This is a genomic window from Bacteroidota bacterium, assembly GCA_016706255.1.
GTDB lineage: Bacteria > Bacteroidota > Bacteroidia > Chitinophagales > BACL12 > UBA7236.
In genome coordinates this window covers 61404-88055 of the sequence record JADJJZ010000030.1, presented here as the reverse complement: position 1 = coordinate 88055, position 26652 = coordinate 61404, and the positions used below count along the sequence as shown (strand labels likewise).

Annotated in this window: 19 protein-coding genes; 7 read left to right on the top strand and 12 right to left on the bottom strand. The window is 36.4% G+C overall.

Features of this window, described 5'->3' with window-relative positions:
• Position 1 precedes the first annotated feature (1 nt).
• Positions 2–571 carry a hypothetical protein gene (locus tag IPI65_22930; GenBank protein MBK7444288.1) on the bottom strand — a complete coding sequence of 190 codons (570 nt, stop codon included), beginning with the start codon at positions 569–571 and terminating at the stop codon, positions 2–4.
• 925 nt (positions 572–1496) lie between these two features.
• The gene (locus IPI65_22925; GenBank protein MBK7444287.1) at positions 1497–3272 is read right to left on the bottom strand and encodes a gliding motility-associated C-terminal domain-containing protein; all 1776 of its coding nucleotides are present in this window, start codon (positions 3270–3272) and stop codon (positions 1497–1499) included.
• A gap of 162 nt (positions 3273–3434) precedes the next feature.
• Here IPI65_22925 and IPI65_22920 point away from each other — a divergent pair, with 162 nt between their 5' ends.
• Together IPI65_22920 and IPI65_22915 are read left to right on the top strand one after the other, a co-directional pair.
• Positions 3435–4670: an insulinase family protein gene (locus IPI65_22920; GenBank protein MBK7444286.1), complete on the top strand. Its 1236-nt coding sequence runs from the start codon at positions 3435–3437 to the stop codon at positions 4668–4670.
• Positions 4671–4676: 6 nt separating this feature from the next.
• Entirely contained in the window at positions 4677–5954 is a 1278-nt protein-coding gene (locus IPI65_22915; protein ID MBK7444285.1) for an insulinase family protein, read from the top strand.
• Positions 5955–5963: 9 nt separating this feature from the next.
• On the opposite strand, the gene IPI65_22910 is transcribed toward IPI65_22915, so the two are convergent.
• Positions 5964–6563, bottom strand: coding sequence for a ribonuclease HII (locus IPI65_22910; GenBank protein MBK7444284.1), 600 nt, complete (start codon positions 6561–6563; stop codon positions 5964–5966).
• A gap of 172 nt (positions 6564–6735) precedes the next feature.
• On the opposite strand from IPI65_22910, the gene IPI65_22905 reads away from it, so the two are divergent.
• Together IPI65_22905 and IPI65_22900 are read left to right on the top strand one after the other, a co-directional pair.
• Complete coding sequence (locus IPI65_22905; GenBank protein ID MBK7444283.1) at positions 6736–7626, top strand: ABC transporter ATP-binding protein; 891 nt, start codon at positions 6736–6738, stop codon at positions 7624–7626.
• Positions 7627–7633: 7 nt separating this feature from the next.
• Positions 7634–8419 (top strand): hypothetical protein, encoded by a 786-nt coding sequence (locus IPI65_22900; protein MBK7444282.1) that lies wholly within the window; start codon positions 7634–7636, stop codon positions 8417–8419.
• A 4-nt stretch (positions 8420–8423) separates the two neighbouring features.
• On the opposite strand, the gene IPI65_22895 is transcribed toward IPI65_22900, so the two are convergent.
• A complete protein-coding gene (locus IPI65_22895) occupies positions 8424–9866 on the bottom strand; it encodes a hypothetical protein (GenBank protein MBK7444281.1) in 1443 nt (480 codons plus the stop codon).
• Between the two features lie 170 nt (positions 9867–10036).
• Here IPI65_22895 and IPI65_22890 point away from each other — a divergent pair, with 170 nt between their 5' ends.
• The 3 genes from IPI65_22890 to IPI65_22880 all read left to right on the top strand — a co-directional run bounded on the left by IPI65_22890 (position 10037) and on the right by IPI65_22880 (position 15447).
• Entirely contained in the window at positions 10037–12223 is a 2187-nt protein-coding gene (locus IPI65_22890; GenBank protein MBK7444280.1) for a T9SS type A sorting domain-containing protein, read from the top strand.
• A gap of 182 nt (positions 12224–12405) precedes the next feature.
• Positions 12406–14589: a T9SS type A sorting domain-containing protein gene (locus tag IPI65_22885; GenBank protein ID MBK7444279.1), complete on the top strand. Its 2184-nt coding sequence runs from the start codon at positions 12406–12408 to the stop codon at positions 14587–14589.
• Between the two features lie 483 nt (positions 14590–15072).
• Positions 15073–15447, top strand: coding sequence for a hypothetical protein (locus tag IPI65_22880; GenBank protein MBK7444278.1), 375 nt, complete (start codon positions 15073–15075; stop codon positions 15445–15447).
• A 368-nt stretch (positions 15448–15815) separates the two neighbouring features.
• Here the strand turns inward: IPI65_22880 and IPI65_22875 are convergent, their stop codons facing one another.
• The 8 genes from IPI65_22875 to mfd form a co-directional block, all read right to left on the bottom strand.
• On the bottom strand, positions 15816–17063 hold the full coding sequence (locus IPI65_22875) for a cystathionine gamma-synthase family protein (protein ID MBK7444277.1): 1248 nt from the start codon (positions 17061–17063) through the stop codon (positions 15816–15818).
• 153 nt (positions 17064–17216) lie between these two features.
• Entirely contained in the window at positions 17217–17858 is a 642-nt protein-coding gene (locus IPI65_22870; GenBank protein MBK7444276.1) for a response regulator transcription factor, read from the bottom strand.
• 53 nt (positions 17859–17911) lie between these two features.
• Positions 17912–19735, bottom strand: a complete 1824-nt coding sequence (locus IPI65_22865; GenBank protein ID MBK7444275.1) for a tetratricopeptide repeat protein — start codon at positions 19733–19735, stop codon at positions 17912–17914.
• Positions 19736–19770: 35 nt separating this feature from the next.
• Positions 19771–20442 carry a hypothetical protein gene (locus IPI65_22860; GenBank protein ID MBK7444274.1) on the bottom strand — a complete coding sequence of 224 codons (672 nt, stop codon included), beginning with the start codon at positions 20440–20442 and terminating at the stop codon, positions 19771–19773.
• Positions 20443–20451: 9 nt separating this feature from the next.
• Positions 20452–21549 (bottom strand): S8 family serine peptidase, encoded by a 1098-nt coding sequence (locus tag IPI65_22855; protein MBK7444273.1) that lies wholly within the window; start codon positions 21547–21549, stop codon positions 20452–20454.
• 69 nt (positions 21550–21618) lie between these two features.
• Complete coding sequence (locus IPI65_22850) at positions 21619–22491, bottom strand: hypothetical protein (GenBank protein ID MBK7444272.1); 873 nt, start codon at positions 22489–22491, stop codon at positions 21619–21621.
• 5 nt (positions 22492–22496) lie between these two features.
• Complete coding sequence (locus IPI65_22845) at positions 22497–23195, bottom strand: DUF3108 domain-containing protein (GenBank protein ID MBK7444271.1); 699 nt, start codon at positions 23193–23195, stop codon at positions 22497–22499.
• 21 nt (positions 23196–23216) lie between these two features.
• Positions 23217–26639 (bottom strand): transcription-repair coupling factor, encoded by a 3423-nt coding sequence (gene mfd, locus IPI65_22840; GenBank protein MBK7444270.1) that lies wholly within the window; start codon positions 26637–26639, stop codon positions 23217–23219.
• Positions 26640–26652: the final 13 nt, after the last annotated feature.

Genomic DNA, 26652 nt, shown 5'->3' with positions numbered 1-26652 from the left:
ATTATTTTATAAAACGTAATGTTTTTGTGTCGTCAAAAATGTGTAGTTTGCCTTCCAGACTTTCACCATCTGCAGTAAATAAAGTTCCGTCAAAATGCACTAGTGGTAAAGCTTGATTAGCAGTTAATTCAAAATAATTATTTTTTGTATCTGCAGGAATCAGTGTTGCAGGGTTGTCAAAATAAAACAAACAGGTTACAACAAATTTATCTGCTTTTTCATTTTTAAAAATAAATGCACCCGAACTATTTGCAACTTGTTCTTCTTCAACACCGTTATTATAAAGTTTAATGGTGGTTTCGTTTAATAATATTTTATTGTAGTTGGGAAATAGAATTTTTATTCCATCCTCTTCTTCATGTGTTTCTTTAATAATGGCAAATGGAATTTGGTTTTTATAATCTGAATTTAATTTAACACAATTATTTTCATCTAAACTCCATGTCCCATAACCATGCCTGTCGAGCGCTCCGTAACTAAAAAAGAATTCAAAGGTGTTGTCTTCATTTAATTTAATACCACAACCCATTTCATGGACTCCGGTAATATAATATTCGCCTGGTATTGTCATTGGTTTTGTTTGTGAGTGAAAGGTAATAATTTTTTTATATTGTCATTTTTTCATACCATTCTTTCGCTCTTACAGAGCTTACGGAATCTTTTTAGGGCATTTTTGCTACCATTCTTTCGCTCCGCTGGAGCTGGGTTTGGAGGCGGTATTGAAGGTTGGTTTTGTTACCAATCCTTCGCTCCTACAGAGCTGGTTTTTACGTATTTTATTTTTCTGTTTTTTCTACCAATCTTTCGCTCCGCTGGAGCTTGATTTTTGCGTGCTTATAATTGTTAGTTGTAGTTGCATTGCTATCAATCATGCTGAGCAAAATTCAATAAATGTTCAATAAAAAGATTAACCCCATCCCAACAAAAAAATTCTCTGCATTTCCTCTGTGGGCTGTTTCTCTGTGCCCTCCGCGGTTTCGGCTGTTTAATTGGTACGTTATCAGGTATAGCACATAGGCTGACACTTGGGTTAGCCACTACTGGACTTCGAAGGAAAATTTTCGTAATAATTTGTTGTTCTATTGGTACTTCGTCATGGGCTAATATTGATTAGCCACTACAGGACCTTCGAATGAAAATCAAACTCAAATTCGGCTGTTCATTGGCTGTTTAATTGGTACATCGGTATCCGCCGCGGCGGACATTGGTAAATCCTCCCAGCCGCAACGTTAGCTCCGAATGAAAATCATACTCAAAATCGGCTGTTCCATTGGTACATTGGTACATCGGTACATTGGTACATTCTCCCAGCCACAACGGCAGCTCCGAATGAAAATCATACTCAAATTCGGCTGTTCCATTGGTACATTGGTACATCGGTACATCGGTACATTCTCCTAGCCGCAACGGCAGCTCCGAATGAAAATCAAACTCAAATTCGGCTGTTTAATTAGCACATCAGCACATCAGCACATTAGCACATTAGCACATTTGTATTACCTTACTACCGTAACATTTCCTTTCTTAGTAATCACCTGTCCGTTAGAAGCAATAAAAGTAATCAGGTAAGCATAGGCGCCCATTTCAACGGTTTTATTATTGTAGGTTCCGTCCCAGCCTTCATTTACATCGTCGGTTTCGAAAATTACTTCACCGTAGCGATTAAATATTTTCATATTATAACCCTCTTCGGTTCCATAAATTAATACGGGTTTAAAAATGGTATTAACACCATCAGGCACTATTGCATTTGGAACATAAATACGTGGGCCCTGTTCCAGACAAAGAATATTTGAATAAGATAATAATTGTTCATCCACACCATTTTCCGGAGAGTTTAAACGGAATAAACATTCAATGCGATAACAAAACTGATCAACAACATTTACAAAAGCAGAAACATCATCAGTGTATGTTAATGTTAACGCACTAACCGTATTAATTAAATTTAATCCCGCACCGTCATCTCTGTAAATTCTGTATTCCAAAACAGTTCCATCTGTAATTTCAAATTGATTCCAGTTAATCGTATTTGTAAAATTTGCATTATCTATTCCTTTTAATACAATACTTCTTGCATAACCTGATGTATCAGGAATATCACAACTGTCGATGGTAATGATGCGATAATAAAAACTAATAGCATTGGTTGCAATCGAATTATCATTATAACTATCAATTACCGGAATTGGAGCACCAATTGGTGCTGTAGTTAAATTTACATAAGTAACATTATTATCGCTTCTTTGAACGGAAACTTTTTCTAAATCTGCTGCATTATCCGGATACCATTCAACACCAATTTGTGTTGCACTATTTACAGTTACATTTCTAATCACAGTATATGCTGCAGGATTTACAATACTCACTGTCATACACACTTCATTCGATACTGAAACCGCAGTTCCATCAGCTCTTTTTGCCTGTACGGTAATACAAACATTATCGCCATCATTAATTCCGATTAAATCATATGTATTTGTAATATTCGAAACATCATCCACCGGAACCGAACCGGTAAAATTCCGGTCAACCCAAATTTCATATTCAAAAACACCGGCCGTCCAGTTATCATATAAGTTCCACGATAATTGTAAAACACTACTGCAATTCACCTGACTTACACTTAAAAACACGGTATGCTGTGCTGCATTATTAAAAGGACCAATATTTCCGCATGAATCTCTCGCGGCAATGGTATAGTTTTCTGACTGCGTAGTCGGAGAGCCCGATATATCGGTATAAGTGGTGGTAAAACGCCCATAAACAGTAGCTATCGGCGTAAAACCAATGCCTTCACGATAAATTACGTAGGAGTTCGTTTCCGGAGAAACTGAGGGAATCCAGTTAATCACCGACTGCCCCGCAGTAACTGTAACGTAATCCAATTCAGGCGCTATAGGATCCAGATTGTCTAGGGTGTCGCTCGTGGTCATTGTAAAACCGGGACAGTTGTAAACCGCTACAACGTAGTAATACCAAGTGGTTACGGCGCCATTTGCCCCAATATGCGTGTAAGTATTTGACCCAAATCCGGGAAGTGATGAGAGTAGCACATAAGGTCCTGCAAAATTGGTGGATGCATACACCTGATACTCAACAAAAAGGCCGCAAGCCTCTGCAGATGCACTCCATATAACGGTTACATCACCATTAATTTCAGTTTGAACACACAATAAATTTGCCGGAATGGTGCTTTGACCTTTCACTTTTACTTGGAGTAAAAAAAAGCTAAAAACGAGGAGGAGTCCGTATTTTATCGAAAATTTCAAAATCGCAGCGTTCAGTTTATCTAACGCAAATTTCGTAAAACTTATTGTCAATACAGTTGCCGGGCAGCATTACCGTTAAAACAAAATTAAATCTTGCCCCAATTAATTTACTCAAAATAAACCTGTACAAAAAAATCGCTGCTGATATACTTACTTTGCAGCATGATTTCATTTCAAAAGTTTCAGCTTGACAATGGGTTAACGGTTATTGTGAACGAAGACAATACCACCCAACTGTGTGCCGTAAACGTATTGTATAAAGTTGGTGCCCGCGATGAGGTGATTACCAAAACCGGTTTCGCGCACTTGTTTGAACATTTAATGTTCGGCGGTTCTGATAATATTCCAGATTTTGATACTGAATTACAATTAGCCGGCGGTACTAATAATGCATATACCTCGAACGACCTGACTAATTATTACGATATTTTACCGGTTACCAATATTGAAACGGCACTTTGGTTAGAAAGTGACCGTATGTTGAAATTGGATTTTTCGGAAAAATCGCTAAGCGTTCAACGCAACGTGGTATGCGAAGAATTTAAGGAACATTATATCAATCGGCCTTATGGCGATGTGTGGCATATTTTACGCAAATTGGTATATGAAAAACATCCATACCAGTGGCCCACAATCGGTTTGGAATTACAACATGTAAAAGATGCAACGTTAACCGACGTTGAAAATTTCTTTTATAAATATTACAGACCAAACAATGCCATTTTGTCTATTTCAGGTGGCATTAGTGCAGAAAAAGCATTAGCACTTGCAAAAAAATGGTTTGGAGATATTCCTGCAGGAGAAAACTTTGAACGTAATATTCCGGATGAACCAGTTCAAACAGCTGCAAAATTTCAGCATGTAAAAAAAGATGTTCCGGTTAATGTAATTTACAAAGCATGGAAAATGCCTGCTCGCACAGATAAAGATTATTACGCAACAAATTTATTAAGCGATGTTTTAGGATTAGGTGAATCATCGCGTTTGCAACATGCATTAAAAAAAGAAACAAAATTATTTACTGATGTTGCTGCATATATTACCGGAAGTATTGATACCGGTATGTTTATTATTACCGGTAAACTTGCTGAAGATGTTACTTATGAGCAGGCAGAAAAAGGTATTCAGCAGGAATTGGATAAAATTCGCACCACAGTAATTTCTGATACAGAATTAACAAGAGTAAAAAACACTGTAGAAATGGATATTGCCAGTAATAATACCGGTGTTATGAATAAAGCGGAAATGCTGGCAACAGCCGAGATGCTTGAGTCAGCAGACTTGGTTAACACTGAAATTCATCGTTATTTAAATGTTGATGCAGCAAGCGTACACGCAATGGCTCAATTACTATTGACAGATGAAAAATGTAGCACTTTATATTACGGAAAAGACTAAAAAATTATGATGAAAAGAACGCAGGCGCCGGAATTAAATTTAATTGACCGTTTAGATATTAATAATTTTAAAAAAACATCATTAAGTAATGGTGTTGAAGTATATTATGTAAATAGTGCTGAAGAAGATTTAATTCGTATTGAATTACGTTTTCGTGCAGGACGATGGTATGAACCGAAACACGCCATCAGCCGCGCAGTATGCAATTTAATGCGCAAAGGCACTTCAACAAAAACCGCAAAACAAATTGCCGATATTATCGAATTTTATGGCGCACATTTAGATGTTCAATCCGGACAGGATTATACTTCTATGATGTTATTTTGTTTGAGTAAACATCTCGATAAAATAATGCCCGTTGCGGAAGAAATTTTATTAGATGCCGCTTTTCCTCAGGATGAAATGGATTTGTTTGTGCAGAAACAAAAACAAAAATTACGCATCAATGCACAAAACACTGATTTTCATGCAAACAGAAAATTTAATGTGGTGTTGTTTGGAGCAAATCATCCTTACGGTTATCATGTAGATGAATCAACGTATGATGCAATCAGCAATGATCAATTAATGGTGTTCCATAAAAAACATTATTCTCCCGGTGATGCTACAATTTTTATGGCAGGAAATATTACCGCTGAAACATTACAGTTAATCGAAAAACATTTCGGCACACATCATCCAAACGGAAAAATAATTGCCGCAACCGATAAATCTATTTATACCGATTCAACACATAAACACTTTATTGATAAAGATGATTCCGTGCAGTCGAGTGTGCGTATCGGAACCATTTCCATCCCAAAAACTCATCCCGATTTTGCTGAATTAAATGTGCTGAACACAGCATTTGGCGGATATTTCGGCTCGCGCTTGATGACGAATATTCGCGAAGACAAAGGTTATACTTATGGAATATATTCATCTATAACCCATTATGTGCACAGCAGTTATTTTTCGGTAGAAACAGAAGTTGGTAATGAAGTTTGTGCATCAGCCATTACTGAAATTTATAAGGAAATGGATGCTTTAAAATCTACACCAATAGACGAAGAAGAATTAACCATAATAAAAAATTACATGATGGGCGGGTTATTGCGCGCAACCGATGGCCCATACAATAGAATTAATGTAGTTAAAAACATGGTAATGAGTAATTTAACTACAAGTTATTTCGATGGTTTGGTGCATGCAGTAAAAACTGTAAGCGCGGAACGATTAATGGAACTCGCCAATCAGTATTTTGATTATGAAACAATGCAGGAAGTAGTTTGCGGAAAAAAATAAATTACCAAATTAAAAAAGTTCAACAGCGGTATCCGGTAATAAACGGAAAGTTTTTCGGTGATAATCAGTAGCGCCGAATTCCGTAATTGCTCTTCGGTGATCTTTTGTGGGATAGCCTTTGTTTTGACACCAGTTATATTGAGGAAATTCGCCATGTAAGTGTTGCATCATTTCATCGCGATGCGTTTTGGCTAAAACAGAAGCTGCGGCAATACTCATAAATTTAGCATCTCCTTTTACAATACAAACATGTGGTATACGCGGATATTTATAAAAACGATTGCCATCAATTAATAACAGTTGCGGTTTTTTTTGCATTTGATCCACCGCTTTGTGCATGGCTTTAAAACTTGCTTTCAAAATATTAATATTGTCAATTTCATGATTATCACAAATGCCTATCTTCCATGAAATAGCTACTTCCTTAATAATCGGTGCAAGTAAATCACGTTCTTTTTCTGTTAATTGTTTTGAATCATTTAACAGCGGATGAAAAAAATCTTTTGGTAGAATAACGGCTGCTGCTACAACCGGGCCGGCCAAGCACCCGCGACCGGCTTCATCGCAACCGGCTTCAATTAACTCGTTCTGGTAACAAGATTGCAGCATGTAGGCAAATATAAAACTTAATTCAGGGCAAAAAAAAATTTTAAATCCACATTTCAGTTAATAGAAAACAACTGTAACATATTGAATGCATTATTCGTTTAGTAGTCAGAAAATTGGCATATTGATTGCCGATAGCAATGAATTGTTTACTTTTACTTCAAACTTAAATATTTTGGAAACCGTTTTATCAACTACATCATTAAAAAAGCAATACGGTCCTATTAAGGCTGTTAACGGCCTCGACCTTCGGGTAGAAAAGGGAGCAGTGTATGGCATTCTTGGCCCAAATGGCAGTGGAAAAACCACTACGCTCGGTATGCTTTTAGGTATTATTCAGCCTACTTCCGGTGCTTATTCGTGGTTTAACAACGGTACGCTGGATATTAACCGCAAGCGAATAGGTGCTTTATTGGAACAACCCAATTTTTATCCCTATTTAAGTGGTGAACAAAACCTCAAGGTAGTTGCAAAAATTAAAGGTGTCGATGAAAAAACAATCGATGGCATTCTTGCATCCGTTAATTTACTTGAACGCAAAAAAAGTCAGGCCCGCACATATTCATTAGGTATGCGTCAGCGACTGGCTCTGGCATCTGCACTGCTTGGTAATCCGGATGTGTTGTTGTTGGATGAACCTACCAATGGCCTCGACCCTCAGGGGATTGCAGAAGTGCGTGAATTTATTACACAACAATCAGCCGGCGGCAGAACCATTATTCTTGCCAGCCATATTCTTGATGAAGTAGAAAAAGTTTGTACTCATGTAAGCGTAATTAAAAAAGGAACTTTACTTGCTGAAGGCAGTGTGGCCGATTTAATTAAAGGTGAAACACAAATTGAAATTGCTGCAGAAAATAATGAACAATTATTGCAGACATTACAATCGTTTACCGGTATTAAAAAAGCGATGGCTGAAAATAATATCGTGATATTAAATGTTGACGAAACATTTAATGCTGCACAATTAAATAAATATCTCAGCGAAAAAAATATTTACCTGAAACATCTCAACGCAAGAAAAAAACGCCTTGAAGAACAATTTTTAGAATTAACTGCCGAATAACCCAATTATGATACGTCTGCTTAAAATAGAATTACTTAAACTTGTTCCATACAGAACATTTAAAATATTATTTGCTATTTATTTATTGCTTATGATATTAGCACTGCTTATCGGTAAAAACCTTGCCGGTGGCGGAGAAGAGGGCATTACCTCTGCCAATGTTCTGGGCTTTCCAAACATCTGGAATTATTATACATTATATGCCTGTTATTTTAATATCATTATTTCGATTCTGGTAATTTTTGTTACGGGCAATGAATATACTTACCGCACATTACGTCAAAATATCATTGATGGTCTAACCCGGCAGGAAGCTGCTTTGGGTAAGATAACATTAATCGTTTTATTGAGCACTATCACTACCATTATATTAGTAGTAAGCGGATTAATTGCGGGAAATATTTATTCGCTTCCCGAAGCAAGAAGTGAAATGTTTGACCACTCCGGATTTATTTTCGCATACTTTATTCAGTCGTTAGGAATGATGTCCATGGGTTATTTCTTTGGCACTCTGTTCAAAAGAACCGGTTTAGCAGTAATTATTTTTCTGCTGTTTTTATTTCCAATTGATGTGATTTTACGCGAAGGAATTTTCCCGGATGGTGTTGGTGATTATATGCCGGTAGCTACCTATTTCCTTAAAATGGTACCTGTTCCGGTTGATCATATTATGAGTGGTGGTTTAGAAGCTCCGCCTTCTGCGCCAACAGCACTTTCGCTGGCCGTAGGTTTTGGCTATGCAGTCTTATTTTGTGTGCTGGGATGGGTGATTACCAAAAATCGCGATTTGTAAGCTATCAGGAATCACTTACGGTCTCAAGCTCTTTCATTAGCCATTGTTTGTTTGCTACAAGGCTTGAGCTATGTACATCTTGCTTTAATAATTTAAGCCGGGCGCTCCATTTTTCTTTATTGGTAACACCTTTGTCGATACGCAATTTGTAAAGTTTAATGGTATTGTTGAATAAACTTTTGTAAAGCGACTTCTGACTCTTGCTCAATAATTTATCGCGCAACAAATATATTTTTACCGTATCGCGTAATGAAATAATGGCATCGTATTCATGATGGTCATAATAAATTTTTAATAAAATACTTTTTGCGTCGAGATAATAATTCGGGTCGGTAAAATGTACTTTATTTAATAATTGCATGGCGCGATTAAAATCGTGTTTTTCATAATATAATACTGCGAGGTTATATTGATAAGCGTTATCTCTGCCATCTGGCGCGAGTTGCGTATAATATTCGTGAATAAACTGCTCTGTCCACACAAATTCTTTTAAACGCACACCGGCGGTAACAATATTTTTATAGGTCCATTCTGAAATATGCTGACCTTCTTTTAATAAATTAAGGGGTAACATAAACCGGGAAATTTCCAGCCATTCTTTTAGAAATTCATTGCGGCCTTCGTTAATTCTTTTAACACAATAATTTTGCACATAGGCAACAATGTCTTTTGCTTCCTGCTCCGGAAACTCTCCAATATGGCGGAATAGTTTTTCTCTGAAACCATCATACCATGCGTCATTCTTCTGGTCTTTCAGCCATAATAAAATAGGATAGTATATACTAATGGTAGGCTGATTGCCATATTCATTTAAATTGGTTTCCAGAAAATCGATAAACCGATGAAATTTATATGCGTCGTATTTTAACGCTAAAATGTTGGAGCGACTTAACAGCTCGCACCAAATTCGCAACTGATTACTTAAATAATAGATATCGAGTGTTTCCTGGCCTTTTAATAAATATGCGTTGTTACCTTTTCGGGAGCGTTGAAAATAATATTGATCGGCTAATTGCTGCAATTTAAATCCTGCAATAGCATCTTTATTTTTTAATAAGGTTTTTTGTTTGATAATTTTCCCGGCATTATCGAGTGCTGATGTTTCCATTAAATTTTCAATCACCATCACATCTTGCTGCTCACCTTTTTCTTCAAATTTTTCCCAGGCTAAAAATTTTTCCAGCAACTGATATAAATCGCTTAAAAGATTATTTAGCTGCAACTCATTAAACTTCTTCTCCCCAAAAACACTTTGATGCGCTGCTTTTTTATCCCATACAATTTCGGCTTCATCTTGTTGATGTAAATATTGCGACTCTATATAAGTATGCAAAACCACGATTTTTTGACGAGTATTATGAAAGGGGCTGCGCACAAACAACCCGAACCGCTCCTGTTCTTTTGGTGGCAATGTGTTGTAAATACTAATAATTTTGGGTAATGCCATGCTATAAAATTAGAATATTATACCATTTAAACATTTGAAAATCAATCATTTAGGATAAACCACAGCCTACTTTTACCGCTATAAAATTAGCATTTTTGTAATATTTATCACAATATTTTTAGCAGACATTTGTGCTATTGAGAACCAAACAGAATAACTTTATGAGAGCGATGAAATCTATACTCTTTAGTGCACTGCTGGCTATTGCCACAGTAGCAATGGCCCAGGACCCATGGGTTTATGCGAAAGAAGCTGCTGCCGTTTGGCCTGGAGCCGATGCGAAAGCTGCGCTGGTATTAGGCGATGGTATATTAACCGTTGGCGAAGCCGGGTTAATTGATATAATGGAAGGTGAAGTCTTGATGGCTAAAACCGACTTTGCCGGAAATGTACTTTGGGAACAATCACATGATAAACCCGGTTCTATAGAAATTGTTAACCGGATCGCCGAAGTGCCTTCTGATGGTGGATTTATGATTTCTACACTCATTGGACCAAGTTACCGTCCGTGGTTCCTCAAAACAGATGCTTCAGGCAATATGGTTTGGGAGAGTTCATCATGGTCTGACTTGCTGGGTGAAAATACTGCCGCACAAACGTATGCTTATCAATTACCATCAGGTGATATTGCCTGTGTTGTTGCAAACGATGTATTTCGTCAGCTTGATATATATACCGTTGATAATACAACAGGTAATTTAATTTCAACAACTACACATATATATGCAGATTTAATTGGCTTAACGGTAATTACTGCATTAACAGGTGATATTATAAATACAGCAGATGGCGGATTTTTATTTGCTACGCGCTTTGGTGTTTTGGATACATTTTATTGTGACTTAATAAAAATTGATGCGGGATTAAATCTCGAAGAAAGAAATACAATCGGTTATGCAACTGATAATTTTTTCCCAACACAAATTAATTTAAATTCAGATGGTAGTGTCATAATTTCAGGAGCACGAAATACCGGTTTTTTTGCCGATAATTATCAGGCAACAATTGCACGTTGTAATACAGCTTACAATTTTATAAACTTTCAAAATGTTTCCGGCGGATTATTACATTCAACAAGTGGTGATATATCACAAACGGCTTCAGGAAATTATAAATTAATCAGATATAATTTTTCTGGTGATTCATGGGATATGGCAGTAGGTGATTATGTAGAAATTGTCCATTTAAATTCCGCTCTCGTTGAAACGGGAACTACAGTATTAGATTATGCGCCTTATAATGCATTTGAATTTGTTGAAACTTTTGCCACTGATCAATATGTAACTGGTGGTATTGCATGGACAATTGCTGAGCCTTCTTATTATTTAGTTATTGCTTCAGGCGCAGGTGATGTAATGCCTGATTGTATTTTTAATTGCGTATGGCCCGGCGATGCTGATAACAGCGGTTTAGCCGACATGGATGATTTGCTTGCCATTGGCCTGGGATACGGCGCTACCGGTGATCCTCGTGTTGATATGAGTATTGGATGGTACGGACATAGTGCAAACGAATGGACAACCACTTTACCATCAGGTGAAAATCATAAATATGTTGATTGTAATGGTGATGGTATTATTAATGATGATGATACTACTGCAGTAAGCACAAATTTTTCTCTTGCACATGCTGTATATGCATTAAAAACAACAGAAGGTGAAGTGCCATTAATTTTTGCTCCCGATGGTCCTTTACATATTGGTTTAAACAGTATTCCGATTTTATTAGGTAATGCATCGGAATCGGTAGATGCAATTTATGGAATTCGTTTTACTGCAATTGTTGAAGGAGATGATATTGATGCAACTTCAGTAAAAATTAATTTTACCAATTCATTTATGGGTAATGTTGATGACGTATTACATTTATCAAAAACAAGTATTGATGTTGCCGCCGCTGCAGGTGCACTTGCAAAAACGGATCAAACAAATGCATCGGGTTACGGACAAATAGGAACATTAAATTTTGTTGTGATCGATAATATTGCAGGAAAAACAGAAGGTACTCCCGTTAGTTTGCGTTTCGAAAATGTAAAAGCAATTGATGTGAATGATGAAGAATTAAGTATTGTTGCAAATGATGTAACAGTTGAATCGCCAAATGCAATTGTTGATGAAAATATAAAAGCAATTATTATATATCCTAATCCGGTAACAGGTAATGAATTAAATATAGCTGATATTAATCAGGTAAAAACAATTCAGTTATTTAATATGTATGGACAAATGGTGTTTTCGACAAATACCATTACATCTACAACCATAATATTACCTGAGCTTGCCAACGGTCAATATGTGCTTGAAATACAAACCGCTACCGGCAAACAGGCGCAAATACTGGATATTTTAAAAGATTAATCGCCAAAAAATCTATAAATCAGACAATTTTGTCACGCTAATTTGTTGATAATCAGCAAATTAGCGTGATTTTGCGTTTATTTTCGTGCTATAAGCTAATTTTTCTGTTCTTTAACTTAGCTTTGGGGTAGTAGATATTTGTATCTGTAAAATTGTCTCAGATACCTTTAAATAGCGCGAATATGAAAAAACTATTTACTCCTATTGCCATGCTCCTCTTGGCATTTTCTTTCTCAAACGTTGCAAACGCCCAGAGCTGGGGTTTCGCACAATCAGGAAATTGGGCTAGCGATGTAGCTCAAGGCCCGGATGGTAATTACTGGGCTTGTGGTTTAGGCGGAGATGACCCGGCTTTAATAACAGGCGGTTATGTAGTTAAATTAGATGCAAATGGCGAACAATTATGGAGCTATACGCCAGTGGGTTTAGGATGGACATACGGAAATGCGAATAGCGTTTTACCAAATGATGATGGTGGTGTATCAATTTTTTATAATTCTGATATCGGCTTACCTGAAATTGTAACTCTTGATACTGATGGCGCATTAGAATGGACTACAGATGCCTGGGCCGGTAATTATTATATATATGGTGGACAAGCAGTGCGTTTAACTGACGGACGAATTATTATTGGTGGTTTAGCAGATTTTGAGCATACTTTTTATGAAGTGGGCACAGATGGTAGTTTATTGTCAAGCTGGACCGTTGCGCCTGATACAGGAGCTGCCTGGTTATGGAGTTATTTTGAGTATAAAGAAGTAGGTATTACCGCAACCGCTGATGGTGGATTTGCATATGCAACAGGAAACTACGGAAATAAAATCGTGTATAAATTCGATAGTGATTTAGATCTTGAATATTCAACATATATTCCATGGGGAATTGAATGGGAATATGGTTATTGGAATGGCTTAAAAACCACCGCTGATGGCGGATTACTTTTAAGTGGTTCAGGAGCTGATGGGCTCGGTAATTATAATGGAACAGTAAGAAAATTAAATGCAGAAGGTTCTGTTGAATGGGCTACATTTTTGAATCACGGTTCTCCTTATGAAGAAGGTGCTTGGGCTGTTGAATTAGCCGGTGGCAATGTAATAAGCTGGAGTCAGGATGGTGGCGAATTAAGCACAGCAGGCTGGGTACTGGATGGCGAAACAGGTGCTGAATTAGGTAATATAGCAATTCCAATAATGGCAGCACCGGGCGGATTCGGAGAAACCGGAATGGAAGTTTGGGATGTAGAAAATACTGCCGATGGTGGATATTTAATTGCTGGTCGTCAATGGTTAGAAAATTTTGATCAGCGTTTTACAGTAATTAAATCAAATGCTGATGGTTCATTCGACGATTGTATTTTCAATTGCGTTTGGCCGGGTGATGCTAATAATGATGGTTATGCCGATGGTAGCGATTTATTTGAAATCGGTATTAACTACGGTGCAACAGGAACTCCACGTGAAGATATGACTATCGATTGGTCTGGTAAATTAGCTGCTGCGTGGATGGAACCGGATTCTGTTTATTGGTATATTTTAAATGATTTAAAATGGACCGACTGTGATGGTAACGGAACAATTAATGATGATGATACAACTGCAGTAATTAATAACTTAGGTTTAGATCATCCATTAAATAATACAAGATTAGAAGGTGGAGAAGCTCCATTATATTTTGCGCCTGCAACTGATGTTTTACAAATTGGTTTAAATGAAATTCCAATTATGTTGGGCGATGATTTAACCAGCATTGATGAAATTTATGGTATCACATTTACAATTAATGTTGATGCAGATGTAATTGATGCAGCTAGTTTAAAAATAAACTGGGATGATTCATGGATGGGTAATGTTGGTGAAACATTACGTTTGAGCAAAACATTTGGTGATACTAAACAAGTTACTGGAACTATCGTGCGTAAAGATCGCGCAAACACTTCAGGTGACGGCCAGATTGGTACTTTAAGTATTGTTGTTGTAGATAATATTTCAGGCAAAACTGATGCTGAAGAAGTTGAATTAAGTTTTGTTGGTGTAAGTGCAATTAAAATTGACCGTGAAGTAATTCCGGTAGCACCACAACAAAAAACAATGACTGCAGAAGAAAATGCAGGTGTAGAGAATCCACTTGCTGAAGGATTAACCATTTATCCTAACCCAGCAAATGATGTTGTTTATATCGATAATACTTCTGCTGATGCAATTGTAGGAATTAAAATTACTGACCTTACAGGAAAAGTAGTTTATGAAAATAACAGCACAAACGGAACATCTAACTCAATTGATATCAGTGCATTATCTGCAGGTAATTATCTGATTGAAATTAATAGAGGAAGTTCCCTGTCAACACAGGCTTTGTCAATTCAATAGTAGGTTTATACTACCAATTCAAAAAATCGCGTCACTCCTCGGCGCGATTTTTTTTATTTATATAACTTGATGTAAAGATTAAACTTGCTTCAGAATGGTAATTTTTAACCCTTAAAGTTGAAAAGCAGATATGAATTTGGATGAATTATGACTTTTTACAGTTTTTTTTGGGTGATAAATGCCTATAATTTCCGCTAAATGACCCTTTTAAAAACATATAACCTGTTGATAATCAAGTAGTTAATGTGCAAACCGATAAAAAACTGCTCCAATAAATCGAAATTTTTGTCTTAGGTATAAAGCCGAGATAGATAGAATTTTATAACTGTAAGTAAAGGGTACTTACTAGGTTAATTAATTCTTCTTAGTTCTCATATTAGAGTCGCTAAACCGCATCAGCTCCTCGATTTTTTGGCTTTTGATTTTGACGGGATACAAAACACACGGTTTTAAATTACTTAATCAATTTGTTTTTATTGTCTTTTGCAGGATACAACACCACAATGGTCAATACCGTTGTACTTTGAAGATGCAAATGGACATTTAGACACCATTTATATTGGATACGACCCTACTGCGGATGAATTAAATGCATTTGATTCAGAATTTGAAGAATATCTTTGGATAGATACCACAAAATTCAATGTTGTAATGAACAGGTTTGGGACATACTCACCTGAAACAGGTCAATATAATGGCGATTCTGCCAAGATCATTGAAATCTCCAGTTCGATTACTTTTGGTGCATTTATAAATTTTGTTAAGGGAGAAATGCCAATTAAAATGACTTGGGATATGGACTTGTTTTATAACACGGGCGGGTATCAAGAGCCTTTTGATGGATCGGAACCCATATGAACCAGAGTGATACACTGTTGAAATAACAAATGGCATTAATATCGTAGTTCCCCTGCAAATTTTTATACATTCGCAAATGGTATTTTTTTAATGCTGTAGGAAATTTGATTTATGGAATGATCATATAATACTCTGCAAACTCTTCAGTTTTATATACTTATAGGGTAAAGCCATTTATTCCTTTTATAAAAATTGAAACCCTATATTAAAGCAACCACTTACATCTTCTTTACTGCGAGGATTATTTGTATACAAATTCATTCAGTTAATTTTCGCTGATGTTAATTAATTATTTATAGGGAAACGTAATCAGGAAACTGTTGTTTTTAATAACAACAACTTCCTGATCAACGAAATTATTTAATTCCTTAAATTAAACTTAACGCTTGGTCAATATCAAAAATTAAATCTTCATAATATTCAACGCCAATACTAATACGCACGAGTTTTTCGCTGATGCCCAATTTATCTTTTTCAGTTTGTGATACATCAGCATGAGTCATCGTAGCAGGGTGTTCAGCTAACGATTCGGTGCTGCCCAATGATACTGCGAGTTTGATTAGTTTTAGATTGTTTAAAAATGTAAACGCTTCTTTTTCTCCACCCACAACATCAAAACTTAACATTGCGCCTGCAGATAAATATTGATTGCGATAAATGGCATATTGTTCGGTACCTTCTTCTAAAAAACCGAGGTAATACACTTTTTCAACTTTAGGATGTTCGCGCAAAAATTCGGCAACTTTTACAGCATTTTGCGCTTGTAATTCCATTCTGGGTTTTAATGTTTCCAAACTCCGCAACAATAACCAGCCGGTCCACGGACTCATCATATTTCCCATAAATGTGCGCATTGTTTTAATGCGTGTCATTAATGCATGATTTCCCAAAACGGCACCTGCAATCACATCACTATGTCCGCCAATATATTTTGTAGCAGAATAGATTACTAAATCTGCTCCGTGTTTTAACGGGTGACTCCACAGCGGGCCCATATAAGTATTGTCAACTGCAAGCACCACTTGTTTTTCATCATTCGAAAATTTATTTGCAATACGTTTGCACATTTGCAAATCAATTAATGCGTTTGTCGGATTGGCAGGGGTTTCCACATAAATTAAGCGCAAATGTTTTCCGCCTTTTGAAAGAATGATATTTTCGATATCTTCTTCAGTACTATTTGCATCAAATCCGGCACTTTCTATGCCCCATTGCGGCAATACGTGATTGATAAAATGGTCGGTACCACCATACAGCGGCGCGCTGTACAACACAAATGAACCCGGCTTCAGGAACTCTAACAAAACAGTAGAAATTGCACTCATGCCGCTTGAAAAAACGGCGCAGGCATCGGCGCCATCCCAAAGGGTAAGGCGGTTTTCCAATACTTCGAGGTCGGGGTTATTAAGTCGCGAATAAATTAAACCCTGCTCTTCACCGGGTTTTTGTTCGCTTAATCCGTAAGCAACTTCAAAAAAACGTTTTCCTGCTTCTGCATTTTTAAAAACAAAAGTGGATGTTTGAAATATCGGACATTTTATTGCGCCTTCACTAAGTTCAGGCTTGTAGCCATAACTCATCATGAGGCTCTCAGGACGAAATTGATGATTTTCCATAGATGGGTGGTTTATACGAAAATAATTCTCGTTGAAGCAAAAATAGAATTATTTATTTGTCATTCCGATGATTTTTATTTCTAATCGCAAAAAGAAAACCCCGCAACACAAAAATGTTAACGGGGATTTACTAAAAATGAAATAATATAAAAATCAGGTTAATTTATTTTTTAATGCTTTTGCAACCGCTTCAGTCATTGAGTTGACATGCAATTTTTTGTAAATCTTTTTTATATGGGTATGCACGGTATCATATCCGATTTGTAGTTCATCGGCAATCATTTTGTAGCTTGAACCGCGCACTAAATGTGATAAAACATCTTTTTCCCTTGGACTTAAATTAAAATCATCTGCAGTTTCCAGTTTATTTTGTTTTTGAAACAGTTCCAATACACGTTTGGCAATGGAGGGCGTCATTGGAGCACCCCCTAACGACACTTCACGAACAGCATCGATTAATTGATCCAGCGATTTATTTTTAAGCATATAGCCGGAAGCACCAGCACAAATGGCATCAAATATTTTCTGGTCATCATCAAAAACGGTGAGCATTAAAATGGGTATTTCAGCATCTACTTTTCTGATTTTACGAACAGCTTCTATTCCATTGATACCGGGCAAATCGATATCCATCAATACAACATTCGGCTTGTGTAATTCTACCAACTCTACAACCTGCATATTATCCGGATAAGCCCCACAAAATTCAAATCCACGCGTGCTGTTAAATAAAATCGACAGCGACTCCCTGATTCGGATATTATCATCAAACAACAAAACCTTAATGTTATTCATTTGTGCAAATTTCTTTATTTATAAATATATTTTATATCACCAATTATGGTTACTCAAACAGGCAACTTAAGCATAATTTTTGTTCCGTTGCCAGGCGCACTGTCCACAATTAATTCTGCATGAATTTCTTTTGCTCTGCGCATCAAATTGGGTAATCCATTACCATTAACACTTTTTGTTTTTCCAGGCTCAAAACCTTTGCCATTGTCTATTAAAGTGATACAAAGTTCGTTCGCAACATAGGTAGCGGTAAATAATATTTCAGATGATTCGGAATATTTAAATGCATTGTAAATACTCTCCTTAAAAATGAGATAAATATTTTTGCGTTGCTCCATATTTAAACTGATATGGTTTGCAGCTTCATCTATTTTAGACTGATATTGAATATTAGAAGCCTGTTGAAACTCTGTCGCATAATTTTGAATCCGTAAAAACATTTTTTCCGAATTATCATTATCCGGCTTAATGGCCCAAACAATATCACTCATGTTTTCTACGGCTTCACCACTTACCTCTTCAATTTTACCAAGAAGATCCTGTACTTTTTCTGCATCATTTTCTTTCTGAAGTTTGGTTACCAGCTGACTAAAGTACGAAATGCTGCCAAGCGTAGAGCCAATATCATCGTGTAAGTCAGAACTAATGCGGGTTCTATCGGAAACCAATTGCTGCTCGAACTCAAGTTTCTTTTTCAGTTGACGGCGATTAAACAACAATAATAAAATTGCAAGCAGTAATATCGAACCAATTATAATAGCTGAATTTACAATTTTTTGTCTTTTAATAATTTGCTCTTTCTTTTCTGTTTCATAAACGGTTTGTATCTCACTTATTTTAGCCTGTTTCTCCTGGTTAAAAACAGAATCACGATAAATAATATGCAATTGCATCATTTGCTCTGCCGAATCAAATAACCCCTGATTGCTATAAACACCAGATAAGTATAAATAATTATCTTCAACAACTTCTAAGCGGTTTGCTTTTAACAGTAATGTGTTGCTGTTTTTGAGATATTGTTTTGCTTTTTCTGCATTGCCGGCTTTAAAATATAGTATTCCCATGTTGCTTAGGCAAACACCAAGTTCGGGTAGCTCTTCTGCTTCAAAAATTTCTTTTGCGGCTTCAAAATAATACAAAGCACTGTCTTCAATATTCAAATTATTATATGCAGTGTTTAGATTGTTGTAAATATTTCCCAAGTCATCCGCTGCAGGCAAGTCCGGATTGTTTTTTACAACATTTAGCAAATAACTGATTGCTTTGCGGGGATTATTAATATCAATATAAAGCGAACTTAAATTTATTGAAGGTAGCAGTAAGTCAATTGGGTCATCCGATTTCAATGCATAATCATAACTTATCGTATAATATTTTAAAGCTTCTTCTGTGCTTTCATTTTTTTGATAGGCTACTGCCAAACAACCATAATATTTAATAATTAATTTGGTGTTATTGAGCGCCTCAGCAATTTTAATTGATTCGAGATGATAGTAGATAGCAGAATCAAATTGGGCGGCATTATGGTAAGCGTTTCCAATATTTGAATAAGTGCCGGCAAGTTGCTCAGGTTTATTTAATTGTTTTCTATAGGATAAACTTTTTTTATAATACGTGATTGCTCCGGTATAACTGCCTTTATTTTTTTCCAATAAACCAAGCCGCGTATAACCATCACCAAGTCCGCGTGTATACTTTATTTTTTCAGATAGCCGTATTGCCTCTTCTGCAAGCAACTTACATGAGTCGGGGTTGCTTTCACGTAAATCAAAACTAAGCTGGTTTATAGTATTAATATAGGTGGTATCAACTTTTTGAGTAAATGCCATTGAGCAGGCAAACACAAAAAAAGAAGCCAACGTAATGATCTTATTCAATTGCATTGGCTTCAAATATAAGTGGTTATATGGAATTAATTATCATCTGATGAGTCGGCATCCGATTGTGATGTGGTGCCGGAGCCTTTTTTCTTACGGGTGCTGTTGCTGTCTTCCTCTGTGATGCGCACTTCAATTAAATTGTAAGTAGCAGGGTCGTAATCTGCTAAATTATAAGAACGCTCAGAAAAAAGATTGTTTGGATTGGCCGCTAAAGGAGGAACGATATAATTTAATACTATTTTATTTTTTGCAGGTAATAACACAATTTCAGATGGTTGTGCCGGCAAAACAGTATTAGGAACAAATGTTTTAAAAAACACTTTTGTTGCAGGCACGGGTAATGATTTTATCCAACAATAAGGCATTACATTGGTGCCATCGTGTGTAAAGTGTTCTTCATTTTTAACATTAACAGTTACCGAACCTGCTGCTGAACCGTTTGGAAACAATACGCGTACTGAAATTTTATTATAATTTCCAGAGGATGAGGGTAACGATAAACTTATCGGTTGATTATTAACCGTTGCACTTGATGTTGCAAGTGTAAACTCGTAAACCCTAACGCCATTTTGATATGGATCATCGAATTCGTTTATTGATGAGTTAATGGTATAATTCCCATTGTTGCTATTCGTGTTTATTAAAAATGTAAACGAAGCATTTGTGTGATCGATAAATATATGTGGTTTGAAAGATTGTAACATAGAATAAATTTAGAGGTTTGCGATTTTGAAATGTTTAGTATGTGCTGTGCGACTGGCATCAAGCATATTTTGATTTTGAATGGTGGCATGTTGGTTTAATTCATAAAATATTCTGCTTGGGTGTAAACTATCAGACCCTGTGCTTAAGCGAATTAATTTTTGAATATATAATCCTGCTAACACCGCCGCTGCCTGACTGCTGCCACTTAATACGCTGGCAGCATCTACGGCTCCAATTCCGGTGGAGATAGTGTCGGCGCCAATTGCGCTAAATACGTTATTACCGAAATTATGGTCCTCATCACAGTTTCGTTGTGTAAATGAGGCTAACTTATTATTACTATCGTTTGCCATTGCAACCAATGTATTTTTAAAATAAGCAGGATAAGCTAATCCTGAAGCAATACTTGTAGTAAATGCAGGTTGATAATAGTCATATGCATTACCAGCTGAAACAACAACAGGTATTCCCATTTTATATAACTCCTGAATGAGTTTATTAATACGATGATTACAAACAGGATAATCTGAGTTTACATTATCGAATGCATTATAAGCCAGCACAACAATTTTAATTTTGTCATCTGCTTTCATTCCCGGCTTTAAATTATAATTAAACACTTGCTCCAAACCTTCGGCAATAGCATACCATGAAGTATTACCACTGTTGTCAGAAGTAACCCGAATACTTACTAACCGAGCATCGGGTATCATACCGCCAATTTTTTCTGTTTTTGTAATACCATCAACCTTATAACTAATTGTAATGTGCTCAGCTACCAAAATACCGGCCAGATGTGTGCCATGGCCATGCTCGTCAGTCAACTTACCGTTAGGCCCCTTAGTTGAACCATTATACATCATGGATGCAATTACTTTTTCATTTAATGCTTTGTGTTCTGCATAAACGCCGGTATCTAATAAAGCAATTACCGTATTTCTACCTCCTTTTGTAATTTTATAATATTCAGAAGGGTTAATAAATTCACTTACATATTGCTTGTCCAGGCTATCCAGTGCATCTACAACTAAAGGTCTAGGATGAACGGTGAAGGCGGTTTGTTGTTTTCTGAAATCTTCAATTTCTTTAAATAAGATACTTCCCATAAATGTGTTTTTGTTGACACAAATGTAGAAGTATAAAACAAAACTGCAGTACCCAAATATGGTGATAGCTTACTCCCCGGGAGAATTATCATCGCCGGTAACATTTCCATGCACTGAAATCATACGCCAGCCTTCAGGAAGCGGACATTGTTTTTTGCTTTTTGTGCCGGCAATACGCAGTTGCAGCTTTTCGTTTTCGAGATTTACGGTGCCGTCGGTATGGCCTCCGTCGGCTACAGCAAGTGCTTTTGTTATATGCCAGTTACCGGTAACCGATGTGAAGGTTTTTATAATTTTATTGCAAGGATCATCTGCTTCACCCATTTTGGTGAATAAATCTGTGTATTTTTTTTCCCATGAAGGCAAATAGGGCACACCGTAATATTTATTTTTTTTGTCGGGACAAGGTTCTGTTCCGCAGCAGGGTTCATTACATATTGCTCCGTAGGCGTCGTTTACATGAATCCATATTTTTTCATCGCTGCGCAATGGATATGAAAATGCTGAATGAAAGGCATCAATAAATTCATTATTAATATGATCATTATGATAATGCGGAACAATAAATTGTAATAAAACTCTATCGCGTTGTAAGCCAAAAATGTTTGTGATGATGCTATCAACCGCTTTTACATCTGCAGTTGCAGGACCCGTGCCATGAAATTTTTTACCTAAGTAATAATTATTGTCGTTGCAATCGTTACACACATCAACAAAATTGCCATAACCGGAACCATACACCCAAACGGTGTCGCCGGTGCCTTTTATTACGTAAATATTAGATGTAGTCCAGGGATCATGCTCAACATAAATCATACTATGAACAACATATACAGCGCCGGCTTCAACGGTTTCCGTGCCATCATTTAGTTGTGGAAGTTCACGTTTGTTGCAACTGATAAAGACAATTATTCCAATAAATAAAATGGAAAATACCTTCACAAATATTATTTACCAAATGATGTAAGTAATTGTTTTGATTGTAATTTACCTTTATCATCATAACTCTCCATTTTCACCATACCAACATTTTTTGCCATATACATGGTCGATTTTGATTTCGATTTAAACATGGTAGATGATACTTCAGTATCGGATGAATATTTTACACAATTATAAGTGCCTGCAGGTGTTGTAATGGTTTCGGTACCTTCAACCTTGCGATTGGTGGTTTTCATTTTCATGCTCATAATGGTCATACCGTTCATGGTAACAGTCATTGTACTTTCATCATCCGGTAAGGTTTGTCCGGCAACAGGATTAGATGGGAATTCCATGTATTGATCAGAAATTTCTATACTTACATCATTCATTCCATTAAACTGATCTTTCGGAAACATATTACTCATGTCCATTAAAAATTTATCCTGAGTACATTTCATTATTACATCACCTTTATTTAATGACTTATTTTTTTCATCAAATATTTCAATATTAATTGTGGCTTCCATGCCATCGGCAACATTATTTATTGCAGTGAGCTGACTTAAACTTTTAGAAGTTACTTTGTCTTTAGCATCATAATTTGTAAGCTCCCATTTTGTGCCAACTTCATTTGGAAAAAAAGATTCGCAATTATTATCACTTTTAAATGCGGTTGCCATCAGCAATACCAATGAACATACCAATATGGTTGTTAGTTTCATAGTAGTTGTTTTGTAACAAAGTTACTGTTTTGAAACAGCACTAAAAAGAACCTGATGCAGGTTTTGTAGTAAAGTTCGCGCATGGCTCATACTTTGAACCTGCTCAAAAATGAGGATGAGGTGTTTGTCGGTTTGTTTTATGGTTCCCGTGGTTTGTTTTTGGCCAATCACCTGCATGATCTGTTTAAACAACTGGCTATCATAAAAAACCGACTCCGGATTTTCTACAAAATAGCAGCGCAGTTTACGGCCTTTAAATATGATGCGTTCTAAGCCCATATCTTTTGCAAGCCATCTCAATCTAATGCCGTTAAACAGCTCTTCCACCTGTCGCGGAACTTTGCCAAAACGGTCGGTAAGTTCAGTTTTAAACTGCGTAATCTGCTCTTCGTTTGCAACATTGTCCAAACGGGTATAAATGCTCATCCGCTCATTAATATTTGTGATATAAGCATCCGGAATCAGCATTTCCAGGTCGGTATCAATTTGAACATCCCGCACATATTCCTGTTTTTCAGCAACCTGATCGGCAAATAATTCTTTAAACTGCGTTTGTTTTAATTCACGAATGGCTTCGTCCAGTATTTTATGATACATATCGAAACCAATTTCAGAAATAAATCCGCTTTGTTCGGCACCTAATAAATTTCCTGCACCACGAATATCCAAATCGCGCATCGAAATCTGAAATCCGCTGCCTAAATCGGCAAATTGTTCTATCGTGCGTAATCGTTTTCTCGAATCATCAGGCAACCCGAATAAAGGAGGTGAAATTAAATAACAATAAGCCTTTTTATTACTTCTACCCACACGTCCCCGCAACTGATGTAAATCGCTTAGGCCAAACCAATGTGCATTATTTATAATAATGGTATTGGCATTCGGAATATCTAATCCGCTTTCAACAATATTGGTGCAAACCAGCACATCGTATGTTTTATCAATAAACTTTAACATGTGGTCTTCCAGCTCCTCACCTTCAAGCTGACCGTGAGCAACACCAATATTTAAATCGGGGCAAACTTTTTTTATTAAGGCAGCAGTTTCCTGAATATCGCGAACGCGGTTGTGAATAAAATAAACCTGACCACCGCGATAAATTTCCTGATAAATGGCATCGCGGATAAATTCGGCATCAAATGTTTTTAATTCAGTTTGAATCGGCTGCCTGTTTGGTGGTGGTGTATTTATAATTGACAGGTCACGAGCACCCATCATACTAAATTGTAAGGTTCTTGGAATTGGTGTAGCCGTTAATGTTAAGGTATCAATATTTGCTCTGAAAGCACGTAACTTTTCTTTTACAGTTACTCCAAATTTTTGTTCTTCATCAATTATTAATAACCCTAAATCTTTGAATTTTATTTTTTTTCCGATAATGGCATGTGTTCCGACTAATATATCAACTTTTCCTTCAGCTAATTTTTCTAATGTTGCTTTTTTATCCTTATCTGATTTAAATCGATTGATATAATCTACAGTAACCGGAAATTCTTTTAATCGCTCCGAAAATGTTTTGAAATGTTGAGATGCCAAAATAGTTGTCGGCACCAACACAGCAACCTGCTTTCCATCAACAACAGCTTTGAATGCGGCGCGAATGGCAATTTCTGTTTTGCCAAAACCAACATCTCCACAAACCAACCGGTCCATTGGATGAGGTTTTTCCATATCGCGTTTTACATCTACCGTTGCCCTGAATTGATCAGGTGTATCTTCATAAATAAAACTTGCTTCGAGTTCGTTTTGCAAATAGCCATCGGGTGAAAAAGAGAAACCTTTACTTGCTTTGCGTTGCGCGTATAATGCAATTAAATCTTTCGCAATATCTTTTACTTTCGCCTTTGTTTTGCGTTTTAGTTGCTCCCAGGCATCGCTGCCAATTTTATTTAATTTTGGCGCCGTTCCATCTTTTCCTGAATATTTCGAAATTTTATGCAGCGAATTAATATTCACATACAATAAATCATTATCGCGATAAATTAAACGAACCGCTTCCTGAATTTGACCGTTTATTTCAATTTTTTCTAATCCCGAATATACACCTACACCGTGGTCGATATGTGTTACAAAATCGCCGGGACGCAACTCCATCAAGGTTTTTATCGTAATCGCATCACTTTTGGCAAATCCACTTTTTATGGTGTATTTATGATGGCGCTCAAATATTTGGTGGTCGGTGAAACAAACAATTTTTTTATCGTGGTCAATAAACCCCGCAGCAATTGTAGTTGATGCTGAACCGTCTTCACGAATCACAGGAATTATTGGTAAATATTTTAATTGCGCATTTAAATCGGTAAATATTTCATGAAAACGTTCCGCTTGTCGCGCATTGCTCATGAAAATAAATAAATGATATCGTTGCGTTTGAAATTCTTTTAATTTTTGAATCAGGGTATCAAAGTTCCTGTTAAATAAAGGTTGTGGTGCTGCATTAAAAACGATTTCTGCAGCATCATCAAAACTTTTATGCAAACCAAATTCCACACAACTAAACAGTGGAACTTCCTGTAATAAAGAAGGCCCTGAAAGTAATAATTCCTCCGGCGGATATTTATTAAACGGATGATCACGATCCAGCAATTTTTCTTTTTTTGCTATCTCATACCAGTCCTGCGCCTTTTCATATACTTTATTGATTACCTCAAATGTATATTTTGCATCCTTAAACCAGACAATCGTATTTTTAGGTAAGGAGTGAAACAACGATGATTTTTGCTCGGCACCAAATTGAGTCTGAATATTCGGAATTATGGTAACCTGCGCAATCGATTTTTCTGAAATTTGAGTAGTAGGGTCAAATACACGAATACTTTCTACCTCATCATCATATAATTCAACGCGGTAAGGTTGCTCGTTGCCAAATGAAAAAATATCGATAATACCACCACGCACCGAAAATTGTCCGGGTTCATACACAAAATCTGTTCTTTCAAAACCGTTTTCCGCTAATAAATCAATTATAAAATGGTCGTCGAGTTTTTCACCTTTTTTTAGCAGAATGATATTTTCCTTTAATACTTCTGCAACAACAAATTTTTCTACGAGCGCTTCGGGATAAGTAACAATTATTTCACCTCTGGTAGCAGAATTTGTGATTTTATTTATTGCCTCAGTGCGTAATAATACATTATTGGTGTTTACCTCCTCAAATGATGTTTCCTTTTTAAATGAATCGGGAATGTATAAAATATCCTTTTTGTCAAGTAAAGTTTCAAGGTCATTTAAAAAGTAACCGGCTTCCTCTTTGTCATTTAAAACAAAAAGATGGTTGTGGTGAAGATTCTTATAAATTCCGGAAACAACAAAGGAAAGTAATGAGCCTGCAATGCCCTTCAGATGGAGGTTTATCGGCTTTTGGGCACCCTCTATCTGTCCGGTAAAATTTTTAATTCTTTCGTCCTGCTCTCGGTATACCGTAAGCAATTCCTGCAAGTCCATTTCTTGTTGCAAA